Here is a 17,137-nt window from a genome sequence, read left to right as displayed (position 1 = left end):
ATCGCTGCTGGTTGAAACATCGAAGATTTTGGACAGACTCCCCGAATGGCCGGGTGCAGACCGCCCCGTGGACGCGCGGTGACCGCCGAGGCGGCCCTTCCGTCCGCCCAATACCCTCTGTAGTCAAAGGCGTTGGCGGTGAGGCGACTGAGACCGGAATGACCTGGAGGGGTGATCCCCGCGGCCCGGAATCTCTGCTTTGATCTGACCTCATGGAATCCCTGTCATCCGAACAACACCGTCTCGCCGGCGAGCAGCGGACGCGACGGCTGAGGATTCTCGGCCTTGATGCGGCCGAGGCGGAAGCCACCTTCGACCGGGTCGCCCGGCTCGCGGCCAGTTTCACCCAGTCCCCGTTGGCCATGGTCAACTTCATCAACGACGAGCGGCAGATGTTCCGTGGCATGTACGTGCCCACCTCCTCGCCCGAGGACCCGGTGGACACCGAGGGCGGCGGCATACCGTTCGATTTGAGCAACCTGGCCCGCGAGGCCCCCGGCGACTACGGCTTCTGCCCCCACGTGGTCGCCCAGCAGTCCCAGCTCGCCCTCGACGACGTCTTCGACTACCCGCGCTTCAAGGGAAACCCCCTCGTCAACGACCTGGGCGTGCGGTCCTACCTTGGCACCCCGCTGCGCGACAACACCGGTCTGATCCTCGGCACCGTGTGCGTCGCCGACTTCCAGCCCCGCAACTGGGACGCCAAGATCAGGCAGGGCATGCAGGAACTCACCGAGACCCTGCTGTCCGAATTCAAGCTGCGCGACAGCCTGCTGGCCCAGCAGCAGGAGCTGTTCGCGGTGTTCGACGGGGCGCCCTTCCCCATCATGCTCACCGAGGGCCCCGACCACCTGCTGCGCTACGCCAACGGCAAGCAGGGCCAGGCCTTCGGCATGGTCCCGCAGTTCAGCCCGGCCCGGCACGTGCTGCCCGGGCTCGACAAGATCGGCGTCTTCAACGCGATGGACGACGCCCTGCGCATGGGGCGCACCACCACGCTGCCCCAGGTGTCGCTCAGGACGTACGACTCCCCGGCGCCCCAGGACTTCAGCTTCCTGTGCACCCCGGTGCGCACCTCGCCCAGCGCCCCCTTCAAGGGCGTCCTCACGGTCGCCATGAACACCACCGGCCAGGGCTACGGCGGCGCCGAGTCGCAGGCCTTCGCCGCCAACGTCCAGCAGCGCTTCGAGCAACTGGGCGGGGGTGCGCTGTCCGACCGCATGCCGGGACGCTGACCGGAACCCGGCCCCGGCCGCGGCCCTCGCCCCGCCCGACGCACGCCCTCTTCCGGCCCGCCCCGCCGGACCCCGGCCCCGGGACCAGCCTCCGGAGCCGGAAACCGGACGGGCGGGCCGCCGTGCGCCCCCGCATACTGAAGGGGACGACCCTGTGCCAACGGCGGAAATGCGGCGATGCGGCAGGACCACTTCGATCAGGTCACCGGCGGCGCCGCCCGGGACGCGGGCGGCTGGCTGGGAACGCTGTCCGTCGCCGTCGTGGCCACCAGCGCCGACGGCAAGGTCGTCCGCTGGGACGACACCGCCCAGGAACTCCTCGGCTACCCCTCCCGTGAGGTGCTGGGGCGCCACATCGCCGATCTGCTCCATCCCGGCGCGGACCGGAGCCTCGGCCGCTCGCTGTGGGACCTCGCGGTCACCGGCAGCGGGGTGACCGGCGCCGTCACCGCCTGGCACCGCGACGGACACCCCCTGGAGCTGGAGATCTGGGCGGCGCCCGTGCCGACCCGGCGGCGCGGCGGGAGCACCGTGCTCGTGTTCGCCGCCGAGGCCCACGCGGCCCGCTCCATCCGCGGCTCCTCCGCCGTGTGGGACGGGCTCTTCGCCCGGTCGCCCGTCGGCATCGCCGTCCTCGACACCCGCCTGCGCTTCCTGCGCGTCAACCCCGCCCTCCAGGCGATGAACGGGCTGCCCGAGGCCGCGCACATCGGGCACCGCCTGGTGGAACTCCTGCCCGGCGTGAACGCGGCCGACATGGAGTCCGCGATGCGCCGGGTGCTCTCCACCGGGGAGCCCGTCCTCGACTTCCGGCGCATCGGCCGCACTCCCGCCGACCCCGCCCACGACCGGGTGTGGTCCTGCTCCTACGTCCGGCTGGAGGACCCCGACGGCCGGCCCATCGGCCTGGCCGCCTCCCTCATCGACATCACCGCCCAGCAGCGCGCCCAGCTCGAGACCGAGGCCGTCCGCCGCCGCCTCGCCCTGGTCAACGAGGCCAGCGTGAAGATCGGCACCACCCTCGACCTGGAGCGCACCGCCCAGGAACTGGCGAACACGGCCGTGCCCGACCTCGCCGACGTGGTCACCGTGGACGTACTGGAGACGCTCGCCGCGGGCGACGCCCTCGGCCCGGGCCTGATCGGCGGCGCGGAGACACGCCGGCTGGGCAGGGCGCCGCTCACCGGATCCCCCGTCGCCGACATCCTCGCGCCGCTCGGCCGCACCATGAGGTTCCCGGCCACCGCCCCCTACACCCAGGCGCTCGCCGCCAGCCGGCCCTTCGTCGTCCCGGAGCTGGACGCCGTGTCCATCGCCCCGGCGGCCCGCCACTCCACCGCGCCGGCCCGGGTCCTGGCCGCGGGCGTCCACTCGTTCATGATGGTGCCCCTGCACGCCCGGGGCGTCGTCCTGGGGCTGGCCACCTTCTACCGCATCCGGGCACTGGGACCCTTCACGGACGACGACGTCGCCCTCGCGTGCGAACTCGCCGCCCGGGCCGCCGTGTGCGTGGACAACGCCCGGCTATACCACCGCGAACACGACACCGCGCTCGTCCTGCAGCGCAGCATGCTCCCGCAGCACATCAGCGCGCCCCCCGGCGTCGAGGTCGCCCACCGCTACCTGCCCGCGAGCGACGCCGCCGAGGTGGGCGGCGACTGGTACGACGTCATCACCCTCCCCGACGGCAAGGCCGCCCTGGTGATGGGCGACGTCATGGGACACGGCACCAGGGCGGCGGCCATCATGGGCAGGCTCTCGGCGAGCGTACGGGCGCTGGCCCGGCTCGACCTCCAACCCCAGGAAGTCCTGGCCCAGTTGGAGGCCGCCCTCGACGACCTGACCGAGCCGATGCTCGCCACCTTTCTCTACCTCGTCGTCGACCCCGCCACCGGCCACTGCCGCGTCACCCGGGCCGGCCACCCGCCCCCAGCGGCCGTACGGCCCGACGGCACCGTGCGGTTGCTCACCGTGCCGCCCGGCCTCCCCCTGGGCGTGGGCGGCGAGATCTTCACCACCACCGACCTCGTCCTGGAGCCGGGCAGCCTCCTCGTGCTCTACACCGACGGACTCGTCGAGGCCCGCGGCAGCGACATCGACGACCGCCTCGCCGAGCTCACCCAGGTCCTCGCCCAGCCCGTCTCCTCCCTGGACGCGCTGTGCGACGGCCTCCTCACCCGGCTCGTGCCCGCCGCGGCCGACGACGACATCGCCCTCCTCGTCGTCCGCCTCACCGGCACGGCCACCGACTGACCTCGCTCCGTGCGGCCTTGCGGCCCGGCCAAGATCACGGCAGGGTTCGGGACGTGGCCACCTTGCTGATCGTGCACCATACGCCGTCACCGAACTGCCAGGCGCTGTTCGAGTCCGTCCTCGCCGGCGCCACCGCGCCCGAGATCGAGGGCGTACGCGTGGTGCGGCGCGCGGCCCTGTCGGCGACGGCCTCCGACGTGCTGGAGGCGGACGGCCTCCTGCTGGGCACCCCGGCCAACCTCGGCTACATGTCCGGCGCGCTCAAGCACTTCTTCGACCAGGTCTACTACCCGTGCCTGGACGCCACGCGCGGCCGCCCGTTCGGCTTCTACGTGCACGGCGGGAACGACGTCACCGGCGCCGTGCGGGCCATCGAGTCGATCACCACCGGCCTGGGCTGGCGGCGCGCCGCCCCGCCGGTCACGGTGACCGGGGAGCCGGACAAGGCCGACGTCCAGGCCTGCTGGGAACTGGGCGCGGCGCTCGCCGCCGGCCTCGCCGACTGAACCCCTCTCGCGGCCCACGGCTGTGACCCGTCCGGGTCGTCGCGGTCACCGGTCCGGGTGACCGGCCGCGCGTTGCCCCCTTCCTCCTCGCCCACGGCGCATGAACTGGGCCCCGAGGCCGTCCGCCGCCCTCAGGGGCCGGACGGTTCCCGCAATCGGGCGCCCGGCAGGCGCCGGCGCCAGGCAGAGAAGGGATACCGGATGCGCGTACTGCGCGCCCTCATGGGGAGCGCCCTGGCGTCGCTCCTCCTCGTGGTCGGCGTCTCGCCGGCCACGGTCCAGGCGGCCGAGCCCCGCGCGGCCCACGCCGTCCACTGTCCGACCGAGCACCGCGACCGGGGGACCAGCACCGTACCGCCGGCACTCCAGCGGTACTACATGGACGACTGGCGGCTGGGGCCGGCACAGCTGCCCCGGACCGGCGCCATCGGCGAGATGCTGCGCGGCTACCACCGCACGGACGGCACTTCCGCCTACTGGTTCCTGGGCTGCTACTGGCAGATGGACCCGGTCACGACCAAGTCCGGCTGGTGGTACCCCGACAACAACGGCTTCGTCCTGAGGAACGGCAAGCCCGTGGAGCGTGCGCTGTCGCTCCCCCAGGGCCGGCTCGTCGACCTCTTCGGCAGCGGGCTCGGCCACTTCCTCGCCCCCGCCGGCACCGCGTACGCCAAGCGGGCGCTCCCGCCGAGCAACCTCGACACGTTCGACAAGAGCCACCCGTTCAGCTACCACCTGTACCGGGTCCTCAAGCCGTTCACCGTCGAGGCGGGGCCGATCCGGCCCTGGTTCGGCCAGCCCGGCCTGGGGCTCCAGTACGTGACGACCCCGTCGATCCCGGAGCTCGTCTCCTCGAAGTTCCTGGAGGAACTGCCGGTGGTCTGACGGCACGACGGGATGCAGTGGGTGGCCGCCGCCCGGCACGGGCGGCGGCCACCTTTCGTGGGGGACGGCCGCGGAGGCGGCACCGGCCGGGCACGGCGGAAGGCGGAGGCGGACGGGATGGACCGCGCGGAACTCGTGGAGCGGCTGCGGGGCGCCGGCGTACCCGACGCGTGGTACGAGATCCCGGGCGTCCACGACCTCACCGCGGCCCCCGACGCCCACTACTTCCTGCGCCGGGAGCCCGGCGGCCACTGGGCCGTCGGCCTGCGCGAACGCGCCCAGGACCGGGACCTGCGCCGGTTCCCCACCGAGGACGAGGCCTGCGCCGACCTCCACGCCAGGATCACGCGCGTCCCGCCCGCGCCCCCCGGGCCCGCACAGCCACTGGAGGCCCTGCTCGCCGACGCCGAGGAGGGCCGGCGGCAGGCCTGGCGGGACTTCGAGGACGCCGATCCGGCACGCCGCGAACGCCACAACGGCGGGGGAGAAGCAACAAGTTAGGACAGATCCAAGCCTTTGAATAAGCGTTAAGCAACAAATCTTGACGCACATCACGGCCGTGCGTAGGTTCCGCAGCGGTCACCCGGCGCTCGAACCCGGCCGCTGTGTCCGTCAGTTGGAACCCCCTCTCCATCTGTCGAGGAGCACACGATGCGCGCAAGAAGCGGTAGAACAAGAAGCGGTGGAAGACGTCTCCTGCTCTCGGTCCTGGCCGTACTCGGTCTCGCCCTGGGCGTCCTGGTCGGTCTGCCCGCACCGTCCCAGGCCGCCGGATCACTGCCGTGCGACATCTACGGCGACGCCGGCACCCCCTGCGTCGCCGCGCACAGCACGGTGCGCGCCCTCTTCTCCTCCTACGGCGGCCCCCTGTACCGGGTCACCCGGGCCTCGGACGGCGCGGGCGCGGACATCGGCCCGCTGTCCGCGGGCGGCTACGCGGACGCCGGGCGCCAGGACACCTTCTGCGGCGGCACCACCTGCCGCATCACGAAGATCTACGACCAGACCTCGCGCCACAACGACCTGACCCCCGGGCCGGCGGGAACCTCCGGCATGGGCGCGGACCGCGGCGCGGACGCCTCCGAGATCGCCGTCACCGCCGGCGGCCACAAGGTCTACGGCGTGTGGATCTCGCCCGGCGTCGGCTACCGCTCCACGGGAGCGGCCTCCGGCGTGGCGGTGAACGGGCAGGCCGAGGGCGCCTACATGGTGGCCAGCGGTACCCACGTCGGCTCGGCCTGCTGCTTCGACTACGGCAACGCCGAGAGCACGCCCGCCGACACCGGCAACGGCCACATGGACGCCGTGAGCATCGCGACCACCTGCTACTTCGCGCCGTGCACCGGTTCGGGACCGTGGGTCGAGGCGGACCTGGAGAACGGCATGTTCCAGGGCGACAACGGCTCCAACCCCGCCAACCGCGGCAACGGCAGCGCGTTCGTGACGGCGGTGCTGAAGAACGACGGGCAGACCACGTACGCGCTCAAGGGCGGTGACGCGCAGGCCGGCGGGCTGACGACCTGGTGGGACGGAGGCCTGCCCACCCGCGGCGGATACCGGCCCATGCACCAGGAGGGCGGCATCATCCTCGGCACGGGCGGGGACAACAGCAACTGGAACATGGGCACGTTCTTCGAGGGCGTGATGGTCTCCGGCTATCCCACCGACGCCGCCGAGAACGCCGTCCAGGCCGACATCGTGTCCGTGGGCTACTCCGGCGAGACCGACGTGCCGAACGGACCGCAGGGCACGGTCACCGGACCCGGCGGCAAGTGCGTGGACGTGGCCGCCGACGACACGGGTGGCAACGGCGCGGCCGTTCAGCTGTGGGACTGCCAGTCGTACGCCGAGGACCAGCACTGGACCCACAACCCCGACAACTCCCTCGGGACACTGGGCCGTTGCCTGGACATTAATGGCAACGGCACGGCGAACGGCACGAAGGTGGAGTTGTGGGACTGCAACGGTGTCGGCGGTCAGAAGTGGGTGCAGCGGGCCGACGGTTCGCTGCTGAATCCGCAGTCGGGCCGGTGTCTTGACTCGCCGAGCGGCGCGACGGCCAACGGCACGCGGCTGCAGATCTGGGACTGCAACGGCTCCGCCGCACAGAGGTTCTCCGTAAACGGGGGCGCCTCCGTGGCCGGACCCGGCGGCAAGTGTGTGGACGTGGCCGCCGACGACACGGGCGGCGACGGCGCCGCCGTACAGCTGTGGGACTGCCAGTCCTGGGCGGTGGACCAGCACTGGTACCACCGTGCCGACAACTCCCTCGCCACGCTCGGTCGGTGCCTGGACATCAACGGCAACGGAACGGCGAACGGCACCAAGGTGGAGTTGTGGGACTGCAACGGTGTCGGTGGTCAGAAGTGGGTGCAGCAGGCCGACGGTTCGCTGCTGAATCCGCAGTCGGGCCGGTGTCTTGACTCGCCGAGCGGCGCGACGGCCAACGGCACGCGGCTGCAGATCTGGGACTGCAACGGCTCCGCCGCGCAGAAGTTCGCGCTCAGCTGACCCGGGGTGCGCGGGGCGTGGGAGCGGCCTCGGCCACCGCGCCCCGCCACCTCACACGTGGTCGCCGGAGGTCTCGGCGGCGGGGCCGCCGGTGTGCCCGGTGGCGGGCTGCTTCGGCACATCGCCTGTCACGGGGGTGACGAGTGTGACTGGTGTGACCCGCGCTGGATCACGGCGGCCCGCGTCGGCGGGGGCGGGCGTGTGAAAATGGTTCGCGGGCCTGTGCGGAGCAGGCCCGTGAGGAAGGGACGCGCGATGAGCGGCGACGAGAACAGGGCCCTGCTGGCCGGCGGCTGCTTCTGGGGCATGCAGGAACTGATCCGCAAGCTCCCGGGCGTCAGGGACACCCGGGTCGGTTACAGCGGCGGCGAGATGTCCCACCCGACGTACCGGCGTCACGACGGCCACGCCGAGTCGATCGAGATCACCTTCGATCCCGCGGTGACCGACTACCGCACCCTCCTGGAGTTCTTCTTCCAGATCCACGACCCGACCACGAAGAACCGCCAGGGCAACGACATCGGGTCCAGCTACCGGTCCGCGATCTTCTACCTGGACGAGGAGCAGCGGCGCGTCGCCGAGGACACGATCGCCGACGTCGAGGCCTCGGGGCTGTGGCCGGGGCCGGTGGTGACCGAGGTCGTGCCCGCCGGTCCCTTCTGGGAGGCGGAGCCGGAGCACCAGGACTACCTCCAGCGCTACCCGGACGGCTACACCTGTCACTTCCCGCGCCCGAACTGGCGGCTGCCCAGGCGCGCGGCGTCCTGACGTCTCTCATCGCGGGCGGCGCCACCGCGACACGGTGCGTGAGGTCTACGGTGGACGTCCTGTCGTCCGGCGCGGCGACACGATGTCCACAGTGGAAGGCAAGACACGGTGACGACCGTCGCATATCAGGGTGAACCCGGCTCCAACTCGGCGACCGCCGCCGCCGATCTGTACCCGGGCTGCGGGGAACTGCCCTGCACCGGTTTCGAACAGGCTCTGGACGCCGTGACGCTCGGCAACGCCGACGTCGCCGTGATCCCGGTGGACAACTCGGCGGCGGGGCGCGTCGCGGACGTGCACCACCTGCTGCCCGAGTCGGGCCTGTTCATCGTCGCCGAGTACTTCCTCGCCATCCGCTTCGACCTGATGGGCGTCCCGGGCGCGACCCTCGACGGGCTGGAGTGCGTCCGCAGTCATGTGCACGCGCTCGGGCAGTGCCGCAAGATCCTGCGCGAGGGCGGCTGGCGCACGCTCGTCAGCGACGACACGGCGGGCGCCGCGCGCGAGGTGGCGGAGCTGGGCGACCCGCGGCACGCGGCCCTCGCCCCGCCGGCCGCGGCGCGGCGCTACGGCCTGGACGTCCTGCGGTCCGAGGTCGAGGACGACCCGGACAACACCACCCGCTTCGTCGTGCTCTCCCGCGCCGCCGCCGTCCCGCCCAGCACGGGCGAGCCCACGATGACCAGCCTGTTCTTCTGCGTGCGGAACATCCCCAGCGCGCTCTACAAGGCCCTCGGCGGATTCGCCAGCAGCTCCGTGAACCTCACCAAGATCGAGAGCTACCAGATGGGCGCGGGCCTGAACCCCACCCGCTTCTACGTCGAGATCGAGGGCCACCCCGACGACCCCAACGTGGCCCTCGCCCTCCAGGAACTCCACTTCTTCTCCTCCGAGGTCCGCATCCTCGGCGTCTACCCGGCCCACCCCCACCGCCTGCGCGAACGCGCCGCCTGAGTCCCCGCCGAACGGCGTGCCGTGGATAGTCTGCTTGGCATGATCAATTCATACGCCGACCTCGACGACACCGCCGTCGCGGTAGCCGCCGCCCGGGCCGGCGCGGACGTCGTGCGCGAGCTGTACGGCCGCCGCCTCGACCGTGTCGACAAGGGCGGCGGGGACTTCGCCACCACCGCCGACGTGGAGGCGGAGAAGGCCATCCTCGGCATCGTCCGCGCCGCCCGCCCCGGGGACGCGGTGCTGGGCGAGGAGAGCGGGCGGCAGGGCTCGGCCGAGGCGGCCCGCCAGTGGCTGGTGGATCCCCTGTGCGGCACGCTCAACTACGCCGTGGGCAACATGCTGGTGGCCGTCAACGTGGCCCTGCGCGACGGCGCGGCAGCCGTCGCCGACCCGTTCGCCGGCGAGGTCTTCCTCACCGACGGCACGACGGCGTGGGTACGGCCGAAGGACGGCCCCGACACCCGCCTGGAGCCACCTCCACCACCGGGCTGGTCGACGTCAACCTGGACCCGCCCTTCCCGAACGCCCCCGGATTCCGGGCCGTCGACCCGCTCGCGCACCCCGGGTTCGCCGAGCGGTTCCGGCCGCGCGTGGTGTCCACGACGCTGGCGCTGACCTGGGTCGCCGCCGGCCGGCGGGCCGCGTACGTCACCGACGGGGGCGACCTGTCGCACAGCGTGCACTTCGCCGCCGGCATCGCGCTCTGCCGGGCCGCCGGCTGCGTGGTCACCGGCATCGACGGAGCGCCGCCCGGCCGGGGCGGCCGCGGGCTCGTCGCGGCCGCCGATGCGGAGACCCATCAGCAGCTCATGTCGCTGATCCGGGACCGGGACCGGGCCTGACCGGCCCGGCACGCCGGTGGCGGCGAGCACGTTCCCGCCCGTGACCGGGCGGTCGTGCGCGTCCGTGGCCGACCGGCGGCGGGTCCGCGCAGGGCGAGGCGGCGGGCAGCGGCACGCGCGCGAGCGAAGGCTAGCCCTCGGTGTCGTCCTGGCCGCCCCTCGCCGTGCGCACGGCGAGGCGCACGAGGTCGGGGGCCTTGAGGCCGGGCCAGCCGTGCACGGCCTCCTGCCAGTGCGCGGGGACGGCGGAGCGGCCCCAGCGTGCGCCCAGCAGGGCCCCGGCGATCGCCGCGACGGTGTCGGTGTCCGTCCCGGCGCGCACCGCCGCTTCCAGCGCCAGTTCCAGGTGCTGCGCCGGGAAGCCGCCCCCGGACGGATCCGGTTCGGGGACGGGCGTGCGGGTGATCGCCGACCAGGCGGCCTGGAGGGCGTGCACGACCCAGCCGTTGTGGGTGAAATGGCGCGGCGGATGGGCCTCCGCCTCGTCCAGCCGCCCGGCCCACAGCGCCCGGCGCCCGGCCGGCAGCAGGTCGAGGCCGGCGCGTACGCCGTCGAAGGTGCCCTCGAGCACCGCGGTGCGGACGCCCGCGCACCACAGCACGCACGCGTCGGCGCAGTCGGGATCCGGGTGGGTGAGCGCGCTGACGGCACGCGCCGCCTCCGCCATCTCGACGGCGTCCCCGAGGTGGGCCAGGGCCACGACGCCGGTGCGCATCAGCGAGCCGTTCCCCGCCGCGCGGTCGTTGCCGTCGCTGAAGTCGCGGGCGGCCGCCAGCAGGGCGGCGCCGGGCGACCCGGGCGCACGCTCGGCGGCGCCGAGCACCGTACGGGTCTGGGCGCCGACGTCGCTGGCGCCCCCGGCCAGCCAGCGCCGGAAGTTGGCCGCGACGGCGTCGAGGGCCTCGGGCGTGCGCAGATCGGCCCCCGTCGCCGCGACCTCGGCGACGCAGACCTGCATCTGCGTGTCGTCGGAGTACTCGCCGGGTTCGTAGGGCCCGAGGCCGCCGCCGATCATGCGGGGCCGCTGGTCGTCGCGCAACGCCGTCCCGAACTCGTACGGCACGCCGAGCGCGTCCCCGGCGGCCGCGCCGAGCAGCACGCCCGCCGCCCGGTCGGTGGCCCGCGCGTCCAGGCGGGGGTTGGGTACGTGCGTGCCGGCCATGCGGCCTCCCGGTGCTGCGGCGTCGATCCTGGATGCTGACGGCGCGACAGCCTGTCACGGCTCCCCGCTTATCGTCAACTAGACGATAGTTGGTCGGGGCGAGTCCGTACGAGGTGGCCGCGAGGCCGGTTCGGTGATCCCGAGCCGGGGCACGCGCAGAGGAAGGGACTCGTCCGATCCCAGGAGGAGGAACACTCACGTGAGCACCTACGTCATCACCATCCCCGGTACGTTCCTGCACGGGCTGGACGACGACAGGCGGGACGACCTCGCGCGGCGGCTGCGGCCGGCCGATCCCCACCACACCTCGCTCGGCCGCGAGGAGGATCTCGACCTGCTGACCGTGAACGACGACAAGACCTTCAGCATCCGCCTGGAGGTCACCGCCGGAGACCGCCGCACCGCCGAGCGCGAGGCCAAGCGGACGGCCGCGTCGGCGCTGCGCGAGGCGGGCTTCGGCGAGGGCGACGCCCCGCTCGGGCCCACCAGCGTCACCGGCATCGACAACGCCTCGTGACCGCATGAACGACGGCCAGGACCCGCCCGAGCGCCCGGCCGGCCGCCCGGCCCCCGCACCCGGCCGCCCCGTCCGCACGCCCGGCCGTCCCGTCCGTGCCTTCGTGCTCGGCGGTGGGGGAGCGCTCGGCGCGCACGAGGTCGGCATGCTCAAGGCCCTGCTGGAGGCGGGGCTGCGCCCGGACCTGGTGGTGGGCACGTCCGTCGGCGCGATCAACGGCGTGATGGTCGCCGCCGACCCCAGGGCCGCTGCCATCGAACGCCTGGCCGACCTGTGGTCGGGCCTCGGCCGCGCCGGCGTCTTCTCCGGCTCGCTGCTGGAGCGGCTCGGCACCGCGGTGCGCAGCGGCACCCACCTGCACACGGCCGGACCGCTGCGCGCCCTGCTGGAGACACACGTGCCCGCCGGACGGCTGGAGGACCTCACAGTGCCGTTCCAGTGCGTGGCGTCGAGCATCGAGCGCGCCGCCGAGCACTGGTTCACCGAGGGACCGCTCGCCGACGCCGTCCTCGCCTCCTGCGCGGTGCCCGGGCTGCTGCCGCCGGTGCGGGTGGGCGAGGAGCACTTCCTCGACGGCGGCCTGGTCAACAGCATCCCCGTCGGCCGTGCGGTCGACCTCGGGGCGCGCGAGATCTACGTGCTCCAGGTCGGTCGGGTGGAGTCGCCGCTCAGCCCGCCGCGGCTGCCCTGGCAGGTGGCGACGGTCGCGTTCGAGATCGCCCGCCGTCACCGTTTCGCCCGCGACATGGCCGGCCTCCCGCCCGAGGTGACCGTCCACGTCCTGCCCAGCGGCGCACCGGCCGGGGAACCGGGCGGCGCACTGCGGCAGTTGCGCTACAAGACCTTCGGCCGCACCGCGGAACGCATCGAGCGCGCGTACACGGCGTCCTGCCGCTACCTCGACGGCCTGCACGACGGTGACCAGCCGCCCGGCGACGGGCCGCGTGGTGACGAGGCGCGTGGTGACGAGGCGCGCGGTGGCGAGGTGCACGGCGACGAGGTGCACGGCGACGGGCCGTCCCGCGGCGGCGGACTCCCCGGCGGCGGACTCCCCGGTGGCGGCGTGCGGTGAGCGCGGGCGCCCGGACCGGTGACGGCGGCCCCGCCGTGACCGCCGCCCTCGCCCTGCTGACCGGCGTACGGCGCGTCGCCACCACCACCACGGCGCTCTGCCTGGTGCCCGTGACCGCCGCCCTGCTGATCGTGGCCTGCGTACTCGCGGCCCCCTTCGCGGCCCTGCGCCGGGGCCGCCAACGCCCGGTCAGAATCCTCGGGTTCGCGTTGGTCTACCTCGCCGTCGACCTGTACGGACTCGCCGCCGCAGGCGCCCTGTGGCTGCGGTACGCGCCCGGCACCCGCGACGCCGCCGCCCGCCGCACCGCGGCCACCTACGCACTGCTCGCCCGGCTGCTGGGCGCGCTGCGGCGGGCGGCGGAATCGGTGTTCGGGCTACGAGTGAGGGTGACCCCGGCCGTGCCACGCGCCGGGACCGGTACACCGCCCCTCGTCGTGCTGGCCCGGCACGCCGGTCCCGGCGACTCCTTCCTGCTGCTGCACCTGCTGCTCACCGAGGCGGGCCTGCTGCCCTGCACCGTGCTCAAGCGCACCCTGCGCCTCGACCCCTGCCTGGACGTGGTCGTCGGACGGCTGCCGCACTGCTTCCTGCCCCCGCGCCGGGGCACGAGCCCGGCCCGGGCCGTGGGCCGGCTGGCGGCCGGGCTGACCGGCGCGGACGCGCTCGTGCTCTTCCCCGAGGGAGGCAACTACACCGAGCGGCGGCGGCGCAGGGCCCTGGCGTCGCTGTGGCGGCACGGCAGGAGGCGTACCGCCGTGCGGGCCGCCAGGCTGCGCAACGTCCTGCCGCCGCGCCCGTCCGGCACGCTCGCCGCGCTGGCGGCGGCGCCGGACGCCGACGTGGTCTTCGTCGCGCACACCGGGCTCGACGGCATCCGCTCGGTGCGCTCGGCCTGGGCCGGCATCCCGCTCGGCGAGCCGGTCCGCGCGCACTGGTGGCGCGTCCCGGCCGCCGAGGTGCCCGACGGCGACGAGGCCCGCGAACAGTGGCTGCTCGCCCAGTGGCAACGGGTCGACCACTGGATCACCGTCCACTGAGCGGCGCCGCCGGGCCTTTCGTCCTCTCGTCCGGCCGGGAGCGGCCGGCCAGTCCGGTCTGTATCTCGGCGACGATCCGCTCGACCGGCGCGTTCGCGTCGACGGTCATGCCGTTCTCGTCCTCTTCCAGCGGCTCGAGGTCCGCGAACTGCGAGGACACCAGGGAGGCGGGCATGAAGTGCCACTGCCTGCCCGAAACCCGTGTCACAGCGGTGTCCTGATCGACCGTCAGGTGGACGAAGAACGTGTCGGGGCGGGCCGCGCGCAGCACCTCGCGGTAGATGCGGCGCAGCGCGGAGCAGGTGATCACCAGCCCGTCCTCCGAGCCCGCCGCCTCCAGCCGGCGTGCGACGGCGCTCAGCCACGGACCGCGGGTGCGGTCGTCGAGGGGCTTGCCGCTCTCCATCGACTCGACGTTGCGCCGGGGATGGAACAGGTCCCCTTCCTCGAAGGGAACCCGGAGCGACCGAGCCAGGTGCTTGCCCACGGTGCTCTTGCCGCAGCCGCAGACGCCCATGACGACCACGGGGACGTGCGCGGTGTCGACGAGCTCCGACATGGCGTCCTGGAAGCCGTCCCGGTAAGTGGTGGGCAGGGAGCTGATGTTGAACTGGTCCAGCCCCGCGCGCAGCCGTTCGCGTACCGAGGGGTCTTCCAGCCGCCCGCTGCGGATCTCGGCGAGCACGGCCTCCGCGAAGGCCTCCGCGGCGGTGGCCAGACCCTGGTCGACGGCGTAGGCGAGCCCCAAGTGGAGCCACATGGGGACCGGTTCGGGCCGCGTGGGATAGCTCTGCACGGCACCCGCGCCGGCGATCGCGGGCACCGGCAGCACCGCGGCCTCATGATGGGCGCCGGCCCAGTCGCGGTCGATGCGGTGGTTCAGCGCCATGACGACAGGGTGGGACAGGCGCAGGAACAGCTCGTTGCGTGAGCCGGCGAGGAGGGTGCGGTGGAAGGCCGCGTCGACGTCCCGGAAGTGCTGGCGGACCGGCGCTCCCTCACGCGGGAGCGCGAAGGCCGGGTCCTGGCTGATGGCGAACAGGGTGCGGGCGTGGCTAGTCAGGTCGTGGCAGATCTGCGCGGACCGGCTCAGCGCGGCCAGCCTCGCCGCCCGCGGCTCGATCACCTCGCGCAGCTCCGTCAGCGACCGCATCTGGCTGTCGGGCGCCACCTCAAGACGCCACGTGATCACGTCGGGGTCGAGCAGGTCCCACCGCTCCAGCGGCTGCACGGTGGCGCCGATCCGCGGCTGCAGATCGACCAGGCCCTTGTGGTGCAGGGTCTGAAGCGCCTCGCGGGCCATGGGGCGGGTGGTGCCGAACTCCTGCATGACGGCCTCCACCGTCAGGTGCCGGCCGCGAGGCTTGCCGCCGTCGACGATCTGGCAGCCCAGCCACGCCACCAGCTTCGCGGTGGAGCCCCGTGACGCGTCCTCGGTGCCTGTCGGATGGTCTGGTTCGGGACCAGTCATGGCAGGGACGTTAAGTCACGGCGCCGCCGTGGTCAGCGGTCAGGAAGGCGGCGGTGGAAGCGCGGACGGTCCCGGAGGCGCACAACCGGGGCGCGTTTGTGGCGGGTTGCCGGTTCGTGGGCCACACTGCACCCCGGGGCCGGGAGGGGGAGCGGTGGACGGGAACTTCGGGACGGCGTTCTGGGCCGGAGCCGCCGCGGCCGCCGTGGTGCTCGGTGTGCTGGGGCAGGTGACCGCGTACGCGGGCGGACTGGTGGGCACGGTGCTGCTCGCCGGCGCCACCGGCTTCGCCGGAGTGCTGCCCGTGCACGGGCTCGCCCGGTGGCTGACGCGTGCCGGTGTCCGCGTCCCCGGGTGGCTGACCCGGTCGGTGGCCGCCGTGCTCTGGTCGGTGCTCCTGTCCGCCCTGGCCTCCATGGTGCTGTTCGGCATACCCGAGCCCTCGGGGACGGCCACGGCCGCCGGGGACTTCGTCCTGCGTGCGGCGTGGATCGCCGCCGTGCTCGTCCCGGCCGTGCTCGGCGCCCACCTCGCGGCCGGGGCGCGCGAGCGGTACCGCCGCGCGCGGGGGCCGGCGGGCCGGCACCTGTGAGAACCGGCGGACGGCCTTCCATCACGACGCGTCGGTGCGGGTGAACACGTACTCGTCGAGGACGATGCCGATCGCCACCGCCACGGGAATGGCCACCAGCGCGCCGATGATCCCCAGCAGCGCGCCGCCGGCCAGCACGCCGACGACGGTCACGATCGGATGGACGTCCACGGCGAACCTCATCGCCTTGGGCAGGATCAGGTAGTCCTCCGCCAGGCGGAAGCCGATGTAGAAGCCCGCGGTCGCGATAGCGACGGGCAGCGAGACGACCAGCGCGACCAGGCTGACGACGACGCCCGCGATGGTGGAACCCACGATGGGCACGAGGTCCATCAGGGCGACGAAGATGCCGAGCGCCGCCGGGTAGGGCACGCCGAGGCCCAGGCACCACCCGAACGTGGCGAGACCGGCGATCACGGACGTGGCGATGTTCCCGAGGAGATACCGCCCGGTCTTGCTGAGGATCTCGTCGGTGATCCCCTCGACCCGCCCGCGCCTGCTGGCCGCGACGAAGCGGAAGCAGAACTTCTTGATCACCGGGAGCCCGGCCATCAGGTAGAGCGTCACGATCACCACGATGATCAGCGAGGTCAGCGTGTCCAGCACGGTCTTGCCCGCGCCGAGCAGCCCGCCCACGATCCCCGTGCCCCTGGACGCGACCGCCTGTTTGACCTTGGCCACCACGTGGTAGCGGTCCTCCAGCCTGCCCAGCGCGGAATGGCGGTCGTGCAGCTGCTGGAGCCAGCCGGGGACCGCCTTGATCAGGGCGTCCACCTCCTTGGCGACCGGGGGCTCGATGAGCGCGACGAACCCGGCGAGCAGCAGCAGGGTCGCCAGGACGACCGCGGCCACGGCCCAGCCACGCCGCAGCCGGTGCCGGGTCAGCCAGGCCACCACCGGCTCCAGGCCGATGGCGACGAACAGCGACAGGAGGACGAGCGTCAGCAGCTGGCTGAGCTGGAGCACGGTCTGCACCAGCATCCAGCCCACCGTGGCGCCGAGCCCGAGCCAGAAGCCGACGCCGAACCAGCCCCCGCCGCGCCCTCCCGGCCCGCGGCGGGCGTGCGCGTCGGCCCCCCGCGGCGCCCGGCCCTCCTCCGGGTCGGGCGCGGGCAGGCCGCCGCCCGGGGGATCGCCGTCGTCGGCGGGTGGCGGCATCGAAGTCATCCGGCTTCCTCATCCAGCGTGAACCCGTGCTCGATTCTCTGCCCGTCCGGCCCGCCCCGCCAGAGCGCGGGGCCGACTGCCGCCGGTGATTCCGCCGGCAGGGTGTCCACCGGCGGCCGTCACCGGCCCGGCACGGTGTACCGGCCTGGCACGGTCCAC

At 73.5% G+C, this 17,137-nt stretch carries 15 protein-coding genes and 1 pseudogene; 13 read left to right on the top strand and 3 right to left on the bottom strand.

Annotated features, from left to right (window positions below):
• Positions 1-212 precede the first annotated feature (212 nt).
• From IE217_RS09310 to IE217_RS09270, 9 genes and pseudogenes are all read left to right on the top strand, one after another.
• Complete coding sequence (locus IE217_RS09310; RefSeq protein WP_190177258.1) at positions 213-1,235, top strand: GAF domain-containing protein; 1,023 nt, start codon at positions 213-215, stop codon at positions 1,233-1,235.
• Between the two features lie 177 nt (positions 1,236-1,412).
• Complete coding sequence (locus IE217_RS09305) at positions 1,413-3,488, top strand: SpoIIE family protein phosphatase (RefSeq protein ID WP_190177257.1); 2,076 nt, start codon at positions 1,413-1,415, stop codon at positions 3,486-3,488.
• Positions 3,489-3,541: 53 nt separating this feature from the next.
• Positions 3,542-3,994, top strand: coding sequence for a flavodoxin family protein (locus IE217_RS09300; protein ID WP_190177256.1), 453 nt, complete (start codon positions 3,542-3,544; stop codon positions 3,992-3,994).
• A gap of 201 nt (positions 3,995-4,195) precedes the next feature.
• A complete protein-coding gene (locus IE217_RS09295) occupies positions 4,196-4,879 on the top strand; it encodes a TNT domain-containing protein (protein ID WP_190177255.1) in 684 nt (227 codons plus the stop codon).
• Positions 4,880-4,996: 117 nt separating this feature from the next.
• Positions 4,997-5,380: a hypothetical protein gene (locus IE217_RS09290; protein WP_190177254.1), complete on the top strand. Its 384-nt coding sequence runs from the start codon at positions 4,997-4,999 to the stop codon at positions 5,378-5,380.
• 150 nt (positions 5,381-5,530) lie between these two features.
• Positions 5,531-7,390, top strand: coding sequence for an arabinofuranosidase catalytic domain-containing protein (locus tag IE217_RS09285; RefSeq protein ID WP_190177253.1), 1,860 nt, complete (start codon positions 5,531-5,533; stop codon positions 7,388-7,390).
• 255 nt (positions 7,391-7,645) lie between these two features.
• Positions 7,646-8,158 carry a peptide-methionine (S)-S-oxide reductase MsrA gene (gene msrA, locus IE217_RS09280; RefSeq protein WP_190177252.1) on the top strand — a complete coding sequence of 171 codons (513 nt, stop codon included), beginning with the start codon at positions 7,646-7,648 and terminating at the stop codon, positions 8,156-8,158.
• Between the two features lie 108 nt (positions 8,159-8,266).
• Entirely contained in the window at positions 8,267-9,112 is an 846-nt protein-coding gene (locus tag IE217_RS09275; RefSeq protein WP_190177251.1) for a prephenate dehydratase, read from the top strand.
• Positions 9,113-9,151: 39 nt separating this feature from the next.
• A pseudogene (locus IE217_RS09270) lies at positions 9,152-9,957 on the top strand (inositol monophosphatase family protein).
• 130 nt (positions 9,958-10,087) lie between these two features.
• Here IE217_RS09270 and IE217_RS09265 read toward each other — a convergent pair.
• Positions 10,088-11,119 (bottom strand): ADP-ribosylglycohydrolase family protein, encoded by a 1,032-nt coding sequence (locus tag IE217_RS09265; protein ID WP_190177250.1) that lies wholly within the window; start codon positions 11,117-11,119, stop codon positions 10,088-10,090.
• 199 nt (positions 11,120-11,318) lie between these two features.
• On the opposite strand from IE217_RS09265, the gene IE217_RS09260 reads away from it, so the two are divergent.
• The 3 genes from IE217_RS09260 to IE217_RS09250 are packed head-to-tail and all read left to right on the top strand — an operon-like array spanning position 11,319 to position 13,748.
• Positions 11,319-11,636, top strand: a complete 318-nt coding sequence (locus tag IE217_RS09260; protein ID WP_190177249.1) for a hypothetical protein — start codon at positions 11,319-11,321, stop codon at positions 11,634-11,636.
• A 4-nt stretch (positions 11,637-11,640) separates the two neighbouring features.
• Complete coding sequence (locus tag IE217_RS09255; RefSeq protein ID WP_190177248.1) at positions 11,641-12,708, top strand: patatin-like phospholipase family protein; 1,068 nt, start codon at positions 11,641-11,643, stop codon at positions 12,706-12,708.
• Entirely contained in the window at positions 12,705-13,748 is a 1,044-nt protein-coding gene (locus IE217_RS09250) for a hypothetical protein (protein ID WP_190177247.1), read from the top strand. Before IE217_RS09255 ends, IE217_RS09250 begins: the two co-directional genes overlap by 4 nt.
• On the opposite strand, the gene IE217_RS09245 is transcribed toward IE217_RS09250, so the two are convergent.
• Entirely contained in the window at positions 13,735-15,219 is a 1,485-nt protein-coding gene (locus IE217_RS09245) for a gluconokinase, GntK/IdnK-type (protein ID WP_190177246.1), read from the bottom strand. The two genes, IE217_RS09250 and IE217_RS09245, sit on opposite strands and share 14 nt — an antisense overlap.
• Before the next feature lie 154 nt (positions 15,220-15,373).
• Here IE217_RS09245 and IE217_RS09240 point away from each other — a divergent pair, with 154 nt between their 5' ends.
• Complete coding sequence (locus IE217_RS09240) at positions 15,374-15,811, top strand: hypothetical protein (RefSeq protein WP_190177245.1); 438 nt, start codon at positions 15,374-15,376, stop codon at positions 15,809-15,811.
• Between the two features lie 21 nt (positions 15,812-15,832).
• On the opposite strand, the gene IE217_RS09235 is transcribed toward IE217_RS09240, so the two are convergent.
• The gene (locus IE217_RS09235) at positions 15,833-16,978 is read right to left on the bottom strand and encodes an AI-2E family transporter (protein ID WP_229865150.1); all 1,146 of its coding nucleotides are present in this window, start codon (positions 16,976-16,978) and stop codon (positions 15,833-15,835) included.
• Between the last annotated feature and the right edge of the window lie 159 nt (positions 16,979-17,137).

The organism is Streptomyces naganishii JCM 4654, from assembly GCF_014650575.1.
Lineage (GTDB): Bacteria > Actinomycetota > Actinomycetes > Streptomycetales > Streptomycetaceae > Streptomyces > Streptomyces naganishii.
This window is presented reverse-complemented; position numbering and strand designations above follow the sequence as displayed.

Bases quoted from the DNA above. Each gene is read 5' to 3' on its own strand.
- IE217_RS09295 (WP_190177255.1), top strand. From the start codon at position 4,196: ATGCGCGTACTGCGCGCCCTCATGGGGAGCGCCCTGGCGTCGCTCCTC.
- IE217_RS09310 (WP_190177258.1), top strand. From the start codon at position 213: ATGGAATCCCTGTCATCCGAACAACACCGTCTCGCCGGCGAGCAGCGG.
- IE217_RS09290 (WP_190177254.1), top strand. From the start codon at position 4,997: ATGGACCGCGCGGAACTCGTGGAGCGGCTGCGGGGCGCCGGCGTACCC.
- IE217_RS09235 (WP_229865150.1), bottom strand. From the start codon at position 16,978: ATGACTTCGATGCCGCCACCCGCCGACGACGGCGATCCCCCGGGCGGC.
- IE217_RS09265 (WP_190177250.1), bottom strand. From the start codon at position 11,119: ATGGCCGGCACGCACGTACCCAACCCCCGCCTGGACGCGCGGGCCACC.
- IE217_RS09305 (WP_190177257.1), top strand. From the start codon at position 1,413: ATGCGGCAGGACCACTTCGATCAGGTCACCGGCGGCGCCGCCCGGGAC.
- IE217_RS09285 (WP_190177253.1), top strand. From the start codon at position 5,531: ATGCGCGCAAGAAGCGGTAGAACAAGAAGCGGTGGAAGACGTCTCCTG.
- IE217_RS09245 (WP_190177246.1), bottom strand. From the start codon at position 15,219: ATGACTGGTCCCGAACCAGACCATCCGACAGGCACCGAGGACGCGTCA.
- IE217_RS09255 (WP_190177248.1), top strand. From the start codon at position 11,641: ATGAACGACGGCCAGGACCCGCCCGAGCGCCCGGCCGGCCGCCCGGCC.
- msrA (WP_190177252.1), top strand. From the start codon at position 7,646: ATGAGCGGCGACGAGAACAGGGCCCTGCTGGCCGGCGGCTGCTTCTGG.